14 protein-coding genes and 2 tRNA genes are annotated in these 14,763 nt (G+C 37.0%); 1 reads left to right on the forward strand and 15 read right to left on the reverse strand.

Annotated features, from left to right (window positions below; translation table 11 throughout):
• Positions 1 to 134 precede the first annotated feature (134 nt).
• The 15 genes from VJJ26_02815 to VJJ26_02885 form a co-directional block, all read right to left on the reverse strand.
• On the reverse strand, positions 135 to 428 hold the full coding sequence (locus VJJ26_02815) for a hypothetical protein (GenBank protein ID HLC07096.1): 294 nt from the start codon (positions 426 to 428) through the stop codon (positions 135 to 137).
• A gap of 94 nt (positions 429 to 522) precedes the next feature.
• Positions 523 to 876: a hypothetical protein gene (locus tag VJJ26_02820; protein HLC07097.1), complete on the reverse strand. Its 354-nt coding sequence runs from the start codon at positions 874 to 876 to the stop codon at positions 523 to 525.
• 39 nt (positions 877 to 915) lie between these two features.
• Entirely contained in the window at positions 916 to 1,848 is a 933-nt protein-coding gene (gene trxB, locus VJJ26_02825; GenBank protein ID HLC07098.1) for a thioredoxin-disulfide reductase, read from the reverse strand.
• Between the two features lie 31 nt (positions 1,849 to 1,879).
• The gene (locus VJJ26_02830) at positions 1,880 to 3,199 is read right to left on the reverse strand and encodes a trigger factor (GenBank protein HLC07099.1); all 1,320 of its coding nucleotides are present in this window, start codon (positions 3,197 to 3,199) and stop codon (positions 1,880 to 1,882) included.
• Positions 3,200 to 3,375: 176 nt separating this feature from the next.
• A tRNA-Leu gene (locus tag VJJ26_02835) sits at positions 3,376 to 3,460 on the reverse strand.
• A 79-nt stretch (positions 3,461 to 3,539) separates the two neighbouring features.
• Positions 3,540 to 3,615 (reverse strand) — tRNA-Lys (locus VJJ26_02840).
• Between the two features lie 70 nt (positions 3,616 to 3,685).
• Positions 3,686 to 5,068, reverse strand: a complete 1,383-nt coding sequence (locus VJJ26_02845) for a hypothetical protein (protein ID HLC07100.1) — start codon at positions 5,066 to 5,068, stop codon at positions 3,686 to 3,688.
• A gap of 142 nt (positions 5,069 to 5,210) precedes the next feature.
• The gene (frr, locus tag VJJ26_02850) at positions 5,211 to 5,798 is read right to left on the reverse strand and encodes a ribosome recycling factor (protein HLC07101.1); all 588 of its coding nucleotides are present in this window, start codon (positions 5,796 to 5,798) and stop codon (positions 5,211 to 5,213) included.
• A 21-nt stretch (positions 5,799 to 5,819) separates the two neighbouring features.
• A complete protein-coding gene (tsf, locus tag VJJ26_02855; protein ID HLC07102.1) occupies positions 5,820 to 6,416 on the reverse strand; it encodes a translation elongation factor Ts in 597 nt (198 codons plus the stop codon).
• A gap of 90 nt (positions 6,417 to 6,506) precedes the next feature.
• Entirely contained in the window at positions 6,507 to 8,183 is a 1,677-nt protein-coding gene (argS, locus tag VJJ26_02860) for an arginine--tRNA ligase (protein HLC07103.1), read from the reverse strand.
• 293 nt (positions 8,184 to 8,476) lie between these two features.
• On the reverse strand, positions 8,477 to 9,013 hold the full coding sequence (locus VJJ26_02865) for a hypothetical protein (protein ID HLC07104.1): 537 nt from the start codon (positions 9,011 to 9,013) through the stop codon (positions 8,477 to 8,479).
• A 192-nt stretch (positions 9,014 to 9,205) separates the two neighbouring features.
• On the reverse strand, positions 9,206 to 10,369 hold the full coding sequence (locus VJJ26_02870) for a Fic family protein (GenBank protein ID HLC07105.1): 1,164 nt from the start codon (positions 10,367 to 10,369) through the stop codon (positions 9,206 to 9,208).
• 206 nt (positions 10,370 to 10,575) lie between these two features.
• Positions 10,576 to 11,217, reverse strand: a complete 642-nt coding sequence (locus VJJ26_02875) for a hypothetical protein (GenBank protein ID HLC07106.1) — start codon at positions 11,215 to 11,217, stop codon at positions 10,576 to 10,578.
• Positions 11,218 to 11,388: 171 nt separating this feature from the next.
• Positions 11,389 to 11,979 carry a hypothetical protein gene (locus tag VJJ26_02880; protein HLC07107.1) on the reverse strand — a complete coding sequence of 197 codons (591 nt, stop codon included), beginning with the start codon at positions 11,977 to 11,979 and terminating at the stop codon, positions 11,389 to 11,391.
• Between the two features lie 97 nt (positions 11,980 to 12,076).
• Positions 12,077 to 13,456 carry an HD domain-containing protein gene (locus VJJ26_02885; GenBank protein HLC07108.1) on the reverse strand — a complete coding sequence of 460 codons (1,380 nt, stop codon included), beginning with the start codon at positions 13,454 to 13,456 and terminating at the stop codon, positions 12,077 to 12,079.
• A 244-nt stretch (positions 13,457 to 13,700) separates the two neighbouring features.
• On the opposite strand from VJJ26_02885, the gene VJJ26_02890 reads away from it, so the two are divergent.
• Positions 13,701 to 14,636 carry a DUF4097 family beta strand repeat-containing protein gene (locus tag VJJ26_02890; protein ID HLC07109.1) on the forward strand — a complete coding sequence of 312 codons (936 nt, stop codon included), beginning with the start codon at positions 13,701 to 13,703 and terminating at the stop codon, positions 14,634 to 14,636.
• Positions 14,637 to 14,763 lie beyond the last annotated feature (127 nt).

Genomic DNA, 14,763 nt, shown 5'->3' on the forward strand with positions numbered 1-14,763 from the left:
AACGAAGCTGGGGATAAAGGGTAAACTCTTCTGCTAATCTATATTCTAAAGCAAAAATGATATTATTTCAAATTATTACCTGAAAATTATATTTATTCCTCTTCGAATTTAAACAAATAAACTCACACAACAAATTATGGACACCGATACCTATCTTCTTCAACTGGAGCTAAAGTACGCGACATATTATACCTACCACCAGCATCGTTAGCAATCCAGCCTCCACACGGACTATCAAAATATGGGGATGACACAACCTTTTCTTCTTGTTTTAATAATTCCCGTAATTTTGACAGTTCACTTGAACGACGTAAAGAACCTCCTGAGCTGCGTAGTTTATTGCCAGAACCATCGGCATCATTATCCATAGCAACAATCGATAACCCCTGTAACAACATATAACTTAATACCAAATATCTTTTTGCCATCGCAAGTAGTCCCTTCCTATAAGCTAAAAATTATAATGCTTTGAATCACTTCCTAAAATTGACTAATTTCTTTTTTGTAAAAACATCGCACTTTTTACTGCCGATATGGAATATCATAAAAAGATTCGGTAAACCCTCTTGATGGATTGCTATCAGCGAGCGAGTTATGAGATTCTTCAGGAATTGTTGAACTATGCGGAAAACCTGCATAATTCTTCACCATAGCCGCCCTAAATCTTTCTGTTGATGACTTATTCGTTCCTTGTTTTTTAATTTCATCAGAACACCTCAGCGATTCATTTGAACGCCTCAACAATTCGGCTGAAGCACCTCGCTGCAACGCTACTCTGTCTTTGAGTGGAATCTTTGACGCTTCGTCCATAGCAACCAGATGCAAACTATAAGACAATATCATACCAAGCACCATCAAAACCCATTTTTTCTTCATTACAAACACCCTCACTCATTCATTACTACCATCTTTGTATTATAAAATTCCTGATAAATACCGTTCTGCATCAAGAGCTGCCATACATCCAGCTCCGGCTGAAGTAATTGCCTGACGATACCGATAATCATGAACATCACCGGCAACAAACACTCCTTTAATCGCTGTATGTACCTGATCTGTTGCCTCCAACCATCCACCCTTATTGCACGCAAGATGATCTTTAAAAGGCCCAGAATTTGGATTTAATCCAATAGCTATGAATACACCATCTGCATCAAGCCGAATTTTTTCGCCTGTTAATTGATTAACAACGGTAACTGCAGAAACATGCTGTTCGTTACCATGGAATTCGGTTACCGTACTATTATAATACATTGTAATATCGGGATCATTAATAACTCGTTCCTGCATTGCATGAGAGGCAGTAAATTTATCAAGAATATGCACAATTGTTATGTGTCGAGTAAATTTCTTTAAAAATGATGCATCTTCCATGGCAGTATCTCCACCACCAATAACGACCACCTTTTTGTCGGGATAAAAGGCACCATCACACACTGCACATGTTGTAACACCTTTCCCCCAATATGTATCTTCACCAGGAACACGTAAGCGTTTTGGTGTTGCACCTGTTGTTATAATAACAGCATAAGCTTGCAATTCAGTTTTATCATCTACCGTAATTTTTTTGACGTATGAATTAGAAAAATCGACTTTTGTTACTTTACCTGACACAAATTGAGTACCAAAGTGCTTGGCATGATCGCGCATATTCATCATAAGTTTTGGTCCAAGAATACTTTTTTCTCCTGGCCAATTCTCAACATATGATGTTTTCATCAACTGTCCGCCTGGTTCATCACCATCAATAATAACTGGTTCAAGATTTGCGCGAGCCGCATAAACAGCCGCTGTTAACCCTGCAGGACCCGAACCAATAATGATAAGTTTGTGAATTTTGTTTTCCATGATGCTTTTTCTTATTTTACATCGTTGATATTTATTTTTTTGTTAAATAGTGAATAACATAATTAATAGCTTTTTCACGCGCACAAACACGACTTAATTCATGCATGGCTAATGGCACTTCTTGCCCATAATGTTTTGAATCTGGCAAGCTAAAATAGACAAACTCCCTCATTCGTGGTCGTTTATCTAAATTTAAATAATTAATCATATCTTCATTATTAACAACTATATTTTCGCGATAAATGAGCTGATCTATGAGCAATGTTTCTTTTACTTGCTTTTCGGCCAACTGCTGAATCCAAAAATTAAAATCTTTTTGTTTTCTATATACATTATAATCTGGATTAGTTTGAATTGCACCTAAAATTATTTTTTGTTGTCGTAAAACAAGATGATTTGGTACAAAAAAACGATGTCGTGAAATAAGCAATTTAAATGCTTCTTCCACCATAGCAAGACGTTGTGAAACATCATTACGATAGGAAAAAACTTCAATCAATTTTTTGTGCATATCTTTGTTGGTTTTTACTCTAAAATGATCCTTAAATTGATCAAAACAAAAATAAGTATATGGCACCACGTCAACGATAGTTACTCTAAAATTATAAGAAGCACGCAATTGATCACTAAAATAATCCTGCAAACCTTTATTCTGTACAACAAATTGTTCACCTTTTTTTCTACCAATAAATAAAAATCGCAAATGACTCTCTACTTCTTCATTACCAAGCTTTACCCAAAAATTTTGCACAAAACGTTCATCTAGAAGTAGATGTTCTTTATCAACAATTGAAACATCAAAATTTACCCAATCACCAATAGCAATTCCATGATCAGGCGAATATTTTTCTAAATTTTTTTGCTCTTCTTGAACAAACGCTTCAACTTGTCGATCAAGGTCTTTATAATTTTTTCGATTAGGTGCCTTAAAGGGAAAATATTTCCACTCATTCAACGCAATTGTAGGAAAAACACTTAACTCAAAAACAAAACGTGCATCATTACCGTGCTCAAGAGAAATATCAATGAGACGAGGATCCCCCGCAACAAGTAATTTTTGTGATCGCATTTCTTGAAAGAGAAAATTAACAATCCCAAACTTAAAAAAAAATTCTTTTAAATGTTCAGTGATATTGATTTTGTATTGCTTAGCAATATATTCCACAGGCACTTCTCCCTGCTGAAAACCATATGCCTGAATATTGCTTTTGAGTGCAACTGCTGTTTCACCAAAAAATGTATTTACCAAAGATTTAGAGACAATTATCGTTGCGCGACACAATGTTGGTTGTTCATAGTTGTGTTCTATGCTGAAAAGAGTGCTATTATCAGATGTAATCTTTTGCTTCATATCACTACCTCTTGCCTTTCTTCGCTAAAGCTACAAAAGGCACATTACGAAGCCTTAGCAATAAAAACTTCTGTCTTTTTGAAAAGATTGCACCAGTTAATGAAAATTTGCAAGCGCACGTTACGTACGTCTTGCAAAACTTGATCTTGAATTTATCGAAAGGGATACGCGTAGTCTGGTGCAAGAGGAGGGACTTGAACCCACACGCCTTTCGGCACTGGATCCTAAGTCCAGCGCGTCTGCCAATTCCGCCACTCTTGCACAAATTTCAAACAAATTTCAGTTTTTAAGGCCAGTCTTCAAAGAATTTGGCGTGCCAGCCGTAGCTTTACGCGAAGGCTGGTGGGCTGCCTTGGACTCGAACCAAGAACCCACAGATTAAGAGTCTGTTGCTCTGCCAATTGAGCTAGCAACCCATATCAAAAACTTACTTAATAATGTACCAGAAAAATTAATAAAATAAAGCTAGGTACAAACATTTTTTTGTTATTCTGCCATTTTTAAGAATGGCCTGTCAGCTTTCCCCGTAGCTTCTTTTGTTGCAGCAAGAACTTTCTCTTGATACTTAAGTCCCAAGACTGGACTCATATCATATAAAGCTTGCACATGCTCTCTCACTTTGATAGCCCACATAAAAGGTTTTTCATTCAAAATTTTATCAATAATTTCCATCTTCTGCTCTTCCTCTGTCAGTTCCTTTTTAGCCACAACTTCCTTCTTTTTCGGTAAAAATGGCTTCTGTTCTGGAAATTTCTTAATAAAATTACTCTCATATTCAACAGCCATATCATGATTTATCGCATCCAATTTTTTCACATTGGTTGTAAACTTAACCAACCATTTGAAATCGGATACATTTGGCTGTTTCAGTAACGTCTCTATTAATACCACCAATTCTGCTTCGGATACCTCTTCTTTGCGCTCTTCCTTTTCCTTCGCTTGCTCAGCAGCAGCCTGTTGTTTTTGTCCTTGTTGTGCTTTTTCGGTCCTCACTTCTTTGATACGATCCTCTATTCTTTTATCAGCGTCAATGTTGGTGCTTCTTTTTGGATCTAACAGTGCTTTCTTAACTGCACCTATTTTATTCTCCCAATCTAATTGGGGTTTTTTATCCTTCGCATTCCAAAAATCCGCAGAGGTAGGTAATGCAGCCAAAAGATCATTAAATAATTTTATAAGGTCTTCATCTGTTTCTTTTGCAAGACGTGCAGCACTATATGTTCCTCGTATTGATAATGGTTCTGGCCCTTGTGGCGCAGCAGGAATTATTGGTGCTTTAACAAGAGGTCCTTCTTGTTTGTCTTTCTTTACCATTGGACCTGGAGGAGGCGGTGGCGTCGGACCCGTTCCCTTTTTCCCAACTGGTGGTGGCGTTGGACCCATTCCCTTTTGTCCAGGCGGAGGTGTCGGTGTCGGTATTCCACCAGGTGATGGAGGTATAACCTTTTTCCCAACTGGTGGTGGCGGTGGTGTTGGGGATGTACCTCTTCTCACATCAACAGTTGGTGAAGGCACGGGCGTAACGCTTGGTATTTTTGCTGCGGCAATTTGAGTATTTTTAATATGTATTCTTTTTAGATAATCTTTCGCCATACCTCTATCAATAAAATAAAGATCAAAAATTAAATTATCCACTGCATCGTACCATACATCATCGATTGATGCTTGCAATAACAGCGTATCTAATTGTTTTAGAATAGTATCCTTCGATACATCTACTACTGGAACTTTGCGCTCTGGTTGCAAGGGAGGCGTAACCACAGGCTTTTCTACGGCTTTAGACACAGCAGCAGGTCCTACTGTACGAGAATGCAAAGGATATACTGCCAATACGCTCATTATCACTATTACTTTAACAATAATCTGCATTATACTATCTCCTTTAATCTCCTGATATTTTTCTCTTGTATAACACGTTATATAAATGGAAAACAAAAAAGCCAGAATTGATAAAAAATATCAATTCTGGCTTTTTATAAAATAATTTCGATAATACTTTTGACGCACGTCTTTACACCGTAGCGAGCTCTGTCTCTTTTTTCTTAGCCATGCCCTCAACTTTAGCAATATATGCATCCGTAATTTCTTGCAAAACATCTGCTAATCTGTTGTGAAAATTTTCAGAAACTTTCTTATCTTTTTTAGCATCGGTGATAAGATTTTTAAAATCCTTACGAACGTTTCTGATGGCTACTCTGCATTCTTCCAACTTTTTGTGCAATTGCTTGATAAGTTCTTCACGACGATCAGAACTCATTTCAGGAAGACGTAATCTAATAATTTTTCCGTCATTAACTGGTGCAACACCAACACCTGATGCAACAATAGCTTTTTCAATATCAACAATTACAGATGTATCCCATGGCTGTACTGTCAATAGACGAGAATCTGGTGCTGAAACAATGCCAAGACCCTTCAACGGAACCGCATCTTGTCCATAGCAACTCACTGGAATATCTTCAATCATTGATGTATGGGCTCTGCCAGTACGAATCTTAGCTAGTTCTCGTTCAAAATGTTTGAGCGGATTTTCCATCTCAGCTTCCATAGGCTTCTGGAAACTTTTAATATCATTTTCTATTAAAATAATCTCTGCCATAACAGTTCCTTCTTTGTGATATTACTTGCCTAGTTCAAAACGGCAAAATCTTCTAATGCGTATACTTTCACCTGTTTTAGCAATCAGTTCTTGCAGAACATCTTTTACCGTCAGTTGATCGTTTTTAATAAATGTTTGTTCGAGCAAACAAATATCACTATAAAGTTTCTTCACTTTACCTTCAATAACTTGTTCAATAATTTTTTCAGGTTTTCCTGAATTAATCATTTGTTCTTTGAAAATGTCCCTTTCATGTGCAAGGAAAGCAGGATCTACTTGTTCTGGAGATACATACATTGCTTTGTTTGCTGCAATTTGTAAACACAAGTCTTGCGCAAATTGTCTTACGTTTTCGGTATTAGCAACAAAGTCCGTTTCACAATTAATTTCTATAAGAACACCAAGACGATCCCCTGGATGAATGTACGCTTTGACAATACCTTCACCAGTTTCTTTATCCGCACGTTTTGCAGCTACTGCTGCACCTTTTTTGCGCAATAATTCTAATGCCTGGTCAAAATCACCTGCCGTTTCTTCAAGTGCTTTACGACAATCCATAAGGCCAAGACCGGTGTGATCTCTTAATTCTTGTAATAATTCTTTACTTATTTTTGACATAGAACTTTCCTGTTAGAGGTAAACATTATTATTTTATTGTGCCATAAATGGCTGTTTTATCAATGGAATATCGAAAAAGTAGCTTGTCCCTTACATTTTTTCAGGATGACTAACGCCAAGAAGGTCAAGAACCAGAGCTATTGTATCTCTCACAAGAGCTACCATTAACAAGCGTCCACGACTTTTTTCTATATTTTCCACATCAATAACACGTACGTGGCTATAATACCGGTGGAACAATTGCGCAAGCTCAACCACATAATAAGCCAATAAATGCGTTTGATGATTGGTCGCAATATCGAGTAATAGCTGCTCAAGAAACACAATTTTTTTGAGTAAAAACGCTTCTTCGTGGCCAATGTGCTGCGCATCGTCGGCATTAATGCTGTGTAGATCTGATGATTGTGATGCTTTTTCTAAGATGCTTCCCGTACGCACATACGCGTATTGAACATAATACACAGGATTTTCTTCAGTTTTTTTGAGCGCTAATCCAAGATCAAATTCAAGTTGCGCATCTGCCTTGCGATTCAAATAAAAAAAGCGTGCCACATCTTTGCCAACAGTATTGATAATATCTTGCAAACTAATAATTGCACCTGCACGCTTTGACATACGCACCAATGCACCATCTTCTGAAATCTTAACGAGCTGATACAAAATAACATCAAGGGGATAATCCGTGTAACCTAGCCCTTGTTTTACCGCGTTTAAGCGTACAACATAACTGTGGTGATCGTGGCCGAGGATATAGATAAAATTATTAAATCCACGATCCGCTTTATTTTTAAGATAGGCAACATCTGCTGCAATGTAGGTATATTCACCCGTTGATTTTTTTACTACACGATCTTTATCATCACCATATTGTGTTGTTTTAAACCACAAAGCACCTTCGTGTTCATACAACAGATTATGGTTTTGCAACGCTTGTAGTGCTTTTTCTATTGCATCGCTATCATGCAGTGTTTTTTCAGAGAACCACACATCATATTCAATACCATAATCTTTGAGCGTACCTTTTAACGCTTCAAGTAAATTCTCTTTTGCGTAATTCGCAAAAAATGAGTCTGGTTTCTCAAAAAGTGCTTGCCCATATTCAGCAAAACAACCTTGCGCAAGATCAAGCAAATATTCGCCATGGTAACCATCTTCTGGAATTGTTGCTTGCATACCTGCTGCTTGCAAACAGCGAATTTTAAAAGATTCACCAAGTTTCTGTATTTGATTACCTGCATCATTGATATAAAACTCTTTGGTAACATTATGCCCAACAAATTTCAATACGTTGCCAAGCACATCACCAATAATTCCACCTCTTCCATGACCAAAATGCAATGGCCCAGTTGGATTGGCACTCACAAACTCAAGTGAAACGTTATATTTTTTTTCAAGAATAGGCTTGAAGAAGTTATTTTTTTGTTCGTATAATTCTTGAGCAAGAAGCTTAAAAGTATCTTCTGTCAAAAACATATTGACAAAACCAGGGCCAGCAATTTCAATCTTTTCTACCAATGGATGCTTAAATGTTGTAGCAATTTCTGTAGCAACTTCGCGAGGAGACTGCTTTAATACTTTACCCAATACCAAGGCAATGCTCGTGGATAAATTACCAAATGCCTGTTTTGCTTCATCAACATTGATGTGTAAACGGGAATGTTCAGTGCTAAGCTCTTCTCCCGCTCGTCCTGAGCTTGTCGAAGGATGAAAAAATAAATTCTTAATATGATCGGTAAATGCTTTTTGTATAGAATCGATACTATTCATATGGCCCACTAATTTGAGTTCGTATGCTTCGACAGGCTCAGCACGAACGGGATATAAAATTCACACTCCGTTCGTCCTGAGCTTGTCGAAGGAAACGAACGATTCTTAGTTAAGTGATTATTTTACATTTTACCACAAAGATGAATATCTCGATAGTCGCAACAAAAACAAATAAATGGCCCCCTTTTGACCATAATAGCCAAAAGAGGACCATTGTATTAATTATCGATTCTCATCTTATACGAACACATAAACCATTTTCGTACCATCACTCGATACATCACCTAATCGGACTACAATATTCTTAAACCTGCGAACACATAAACCATTTTCGTACCATCACTCAATACATCACCTAATCGGACTACAATATTCTTAAACCCATGTTTCTCATATAATTGAGCGACACTTGCAAGCACTTCGGTTGTTCGTTTTGCTACATAATCAGCAAAGCTTAGATCATCCGTTGGAAAAGCTTGGTAAAGAGCAACGTCATTGTTAAGTTTTTCTAGCAACTCATTTTTCGCTAATTTAATGTTCGCATCCCTATCTTCCATCATAACCAGTTTGTTGATCATATTATTGTAGCGAACATTAGACATATACTCCTGCAAACGTGATGAGGCATATAGTGTAATTAAAATAGCTGTCCAGCATGCAGCACCTTGCACATCATCTCTTTTGTACCAGGCAACTTTGACTGGCTCAATAGCTTTGACTTGCTCGGCAGCATCAACCACTTCTTTAGTTTCCATAGTATATGTCGGAACGGTTGCAATGAATGCTACTGATAAAAGAGCTAAATTCGCGTATTTTTTGAATGTTTTCATAAATCCCCCTTAAAATCCTTAAAAATGTCCTTTGTATACTTCTATAGACGAGGATATCACATTCTATGATTATTTCAAGTGGTCAATTTTTATCAAAAAAAACAGCGAGTTGGAACCGCTAACTTTTCGTAGCGAATTCCACTAAGAAAAGATAGCGTTCCAACTTTTCTTAGTGGATAAATAAAAGCAAACTTATAATGGTTCAGCACCCTGCTCTAAGATATCAAGATATTTTCTGTACACGTATGTTCGATCACGCATTTTACCCGTAACCTCTTCAACAATGCGCAATTGTTGCAAATGTTTCAATGATGATCGTGCAGTAGGCTCTGAGATATCAAGTTCTTGCGCAAGCAATGCTACCGTAACCTGCGGTAATTTTTTTAAATGCTCAAAAACTAATAGAGCTGAAAATCGCGCTTTACCAAGCCCTTCAATCTCAGCCATATCGTGCGCAAATAACGTATTAATTTTTTCTATGGTTAACAATGCCTGTTGCGCTGAATATGAAACTCCTTGTAAAAAGAATTCAAACCATGCTTCCCATGTTCCATTTTCTCGCACCTGCTGCAACAACTCATAATATAAAGCACGATTCTGTTTTAGATATAAACTTAAATACACAATAGGAACTGATAAAAAACCATTGTCACACAACATCAAAATAATAAGCAGTCGCCCAATTCTACCATTACCATCTAAAAAAGGATGGATCGTTTCAAACTGTAGATGCACCAATCCTGCTTTAATGAGTATATGATATGTGCACGCTTCATCGTAAAAAAAACCTTCCAAATCAGCTAAACATTGTTTCAAATATTCAGGAGACGGAGGCACAAACAGAGCATTTCCTGGCCGAGATCCACCAATCCAGTTTTGTGATCTTCTAAATTCACCGGGATCTTTGTGTTTTCCTCGACCACCACTTAATAATACTCCATGAATTTCTCGAATAAGTCGCAAACTCAAAGGAAAACCTTCTTTTATTCGCTTTAATCCATAATTGATAGCAGCAACATAATGCGACACTTCTTCAACATCTTCTATTGCAACATCAGGCTTTTGTTCATGCTCAAATAACATTAAATCGGCAAAAGAACTTTGTGTCCCCTCTATTTGAGAAGATAACAGCGCTTCTTTGCGCACGTACATATAAATGAAAAGAGAAATATTAGGAATTGATTTTGCAACCCCGTTTAACTCTGCTACTGCACTTATAGCCTTATCCAAATAGGGGTATAATTGTTCCATATTTAAAGCTGGATCTGGTGGTAATGGCTGTGGTACATAGGCCTGATAATACGCACCAGTAATACCTTGTCGCACATAAGTGCCAATTCTTTTTTTAATATCCACTTTGACCTCTATCTTTTTTATCCCCAATTCCACTACGTCCCATCGGGGTCCCATTCGAAATATATTGAAGAATGGGGTTGTAAAAAAAAATAGCATCCTAACTTTTCTTAGTAAAGGAAAACCAAAACAAGTTTATTTTATCAAAAAAAAAGACTCCATTGCTATTGCTAGCCTCAGAGCTTTTTTTGATTCTAAAAAATTCTTTCTTACAACAACCCAAAGCCTATCAAAGAAAGAATGATATTTGTATCACGTATAATTTCTTTTTCTAATTTTACAATCTCATCTTTATAATTTGCAGCTTTGTTGAAGAAATATCGAGAAAGCGCTACTGCAACAAATGATACAGCTGCTAATGGAGGAGCGTATGTTCCCAATTCCAAAATAGCCTCATGTGTTTCGGACAATGTGGGCAAAAACACTCTTGTTGTAAATGCCATTTTTCCAGAAGTAACCATACTTTTGTCCAAACCATATGTGTATTTTAGCCATTCAAGAAAATTTACACCAGAATTAGAACTACTCAAAATAGCGTATGATCCAGCGGCTCCACCAACTGCTGCACCAAAAGTAAAAATGGCAGGAATAGATAGACTCGCACCAACAATCCTAAGCAACGCAGGAACATAAGAACTTTCAATAGATCTTTTCCTTGCTTCTAATGTAACTTTATGTCCCTCAACAATGGCAATATCGCCAGGTATAGCAACTGTATTCAAATTTCCATCATTATAAGCCCTAGCAAGCCGATTATATCGATCAACATTAACACTACCTTCAGCAGCAAAGCTAAATCCAGTGGAAAAGAACATCAATACTGCGACCAGAAAGCTATATTTCTTATTCATGAGCACGTCCACCATTAATTTAATTACTAGTACTAGTAACCAGAATATGGTTTTTTCATTCAAATTGTCAATAATCGATAGTTTTTCTTCTAATAAAGCAAAAATAAAAAAGGCCTACTATTTTGACCATACAAGCCAAAAAGTAAGCCTTTTTTAATAATCAAACAAATGTTAGTTATTATATGGATTCACAAACAAATCTTTTGTTGCTTTTTCATCCGTATATTCTTGAGCATCTTCTCCATACAAAAGTTTTTGTAGACCAAAAGAAGAAATCGCTTCTTTCAATTGCTGCGCAAACGTTCGCTGAACTGTATTGTCGGCTGGCACCTGTAAGGTTACGCCACCTTGATTGATTTGAGTTTTTGCATCAGCGACGATTGATCCGTTATTCAAAGCATCTGCACCAGCGGCTGGTACGTTTGTTTCTGGAATATTATTTTCACCATGTGTAATGTTTGTATTATCAGATGCCACAACACCTACAACTTTTGAACAAAATAACATAGCGACCAATGCAGCCGGAGAAGCAATTTTATCCATGCGTACTGCAATAGCATATGCCGCAGCAAGCGCTAAGATCCCTATACTAACTTGCGTTTCACGTTTTTTATACCAAACAACTGGCGCTTGTTCAGAAGAACTCACTTCAGCTTGTTGTTCAGTTAAAACTTCTGCCTGACAATCCATTCCTCTTGCTGGAGCAGTCATACCAACCATCATAGCCAATAAAAACGCATTAACTTTGGAACTCTTATTCATACAATACCTTTATATCGCTCATTATTTGTTAAAAGCATACCCCTAAAACACTCAATTATTATAGCTTTTAACACAACAATCGCAATAGCAAACGTATTTATTTCTTTATTTTTTTTATAACATATTCTTTTAAAACTTGTTTATCAGTAATGTTTTTTTCAATTTGCATGTCATACGCATATGCGAGTAACTTTCCCATCTGAGGACCTGGCTTAACCACATCAAGCACATCAGACCCCTTTAGCAATGGTTCAACACCACTATATAAAACTCCAGCTTGTTCAGCTTTGTGCTTGAATTCAGCTACATCAGGAAAATCACTCTGTAAGGGCTCGTGACCTGCACCATTTCTGCCACGTTTATCTGCAATACATAAATCGATGAGCATAGACATATTCACGTTATGATCTAACTTATTTGCTAAGCGCTGATACGCAGGTAATTTTGCCTTGTTTTTGGTGAATTGCAATGGCGTCATGTGATTGAGCACCAAAGAGCATACAGCATCAATTAAATCGCCGTTATGTGTAATACGTTTCAACATTGTACGCGCAAACTTTTTACTATCCCTTTCATGACCAATACTTTTAATAACACCATCAACTTCCTCAGATGTTGTAACTTTACCCAAATCATGGCACAACGCCGCATATAGCAAAACTAACCTTTTCCATTCTTCATCATATTTTTGTATAATGGTAACAGCAGCATCCAGCGCTTGCATGCTATGCTCAAACACATCACCTTCTGGGTGCCATTGCGGATTTTGCATAACACCAATAGTGTCAAACAATTCAGGTAATACATCTGCTAAACGCCCAATATCACGCAACCAACGAATTCCTAAGGAAGGACGCTTGGAACGTAACAACAATTTTTTAAATTCTTCTTCTATGCGTTCGCGTGAAACAGCAGAAATATCCATTGTTTTACACAAACTATTCAATTCATCATCAGGCAGCATTGCAAACCGACCAATAAATTGCATCACACGATAAAAGCGCAACGGGTCTTGAATAAAAAAACGTGCATCAGGAGTACGTAATATTTTATTTTTAATATCAGTACTTCCTCCACACGGATCAATTAGTTCTTCGGTAATCAGATCAAGAGCCATTGCATTCATTGTTAAATCTCTTCGACGTGCTGCAACCTCAACTGACATAAACGGATCAATAACAACCGCTGGCTTACGCCCTGGGCTATCTGCGCGTGGTAATGACCAATCAACATCAAGACCATGCAAGCGCAAAACGCCAAATGCTTTACCAACCAAACTTACTGGCCCAAACTGTTGTAATATTTTTTCTAACTCTGGTTCTGTTAAACCATACACTTCAATATCGACATCTTTGATAGCTAAATTCATTACCATATCACGCACTGCTCCACCGACTAATAATGCACGTCCTTTGTGGTGATGAATTACTGCAACAACTGAATGTATTTTATCATATTGTAAACCCACTAACTTCATTGTATCGCCCTCGCTATAGTTATTCTTTGAATTAGCACACAATTTTTGTATGCTACAATAAAAATCATTAACCCTATCCGATCTGTACGCTCTTCGCGCTCATCCTGAACTTGTTGAAGGATTAAGCGCGCCTGATCCTTCAACAAGTTCAGGATGAGCGCGGGAAAAAATCAGTAGGGAAAACATAGTAACACATACTACAAAACATCTACAAACAAGAAAAACCCTCTAAAAAGGATAACTAATGAATAAAAATGTGTACATAATCCTTTTAGTTATAATCAGCGCTTATATCATTACAACCGATTGCAACGCAGAATTGAACTTCAAAAAAATAAAATCTTTTTTTAGTGGTACCATGCTAGAAAAAGTTGAACAAAAAGAGCTTCCTGCTTTATCGATTGATGCTGTCGCAATTAACAATACCAACGGGTCGATTACCATAAAAACAGGTCCACAAAAATTATTGGTTGTAAAAACAACAATGCGCTCAAAAAAACAAACTGATCTTGATAATATGGAAATTCTTTTTGATTCAAGCAAAAACAATCATCTTGCAATTAGAACACAATATAATGGCAAAAAAATCACTGGGTCAGTGGAATATGAACTTATTATCCCCAAATCGCTTGATGTTTCCTTAACACTCACCGGAAACGGTAATGCGTTTATAAAAGATGTGCATGGCATAATTGATGTTGTTGCCAATGATACTATTACCATAACAAACACAAAAAAATTAGTATCCGCGCAAACACTTAAAAAAGGATCTATATATATCACCAATTCATTGGGACCAGTGGAAGCACGTTCACATTATGGAGATATACATGGCGAAAATATTGCGGATAGCTTTTATGCACATTCAACAACAGGAAAGGTCAATATTGCGTATAAAAAACTTCCTTCGACAAGCTCCATCAATCTTAAAACAACATCAGGAAATATTATGCTTGCGCTACCAACAGATACTAATGCCGAAATCCGCGGACACACAACCCATGGCGTTCTTTTATCTGAACTTCCAATTACACTGAGATCTTTTACAACTCAACTCAACAAACCAGCGTGGAATAAATTTAAACAAGAAGTTGATGGCACACTTGGTTCTGGCGAGGCAACAATTATGGTGCATAGCACAAAAGGGAATGTAAAAATTACTGAGACAAAAACTACGTAATTATCTATTTACCAAACAAAGAGAACAGCTCATATGTCCTTTTTTTTGACATACGAGCTGCTCTCTTTGTTCATCTATTTTTCAACAACTTATAATAAGGGGCTGGCATAGTTAAGCATATCCTTCT

It is taken from the genome of Candidatus Babeliales bacterium (assembly GCA_035288105.1).
Classification (GTDB): domain Bacteria; phylum Babelota; class Babeliae; order Babelales; family Vermiphilaceae; genus SOIL31.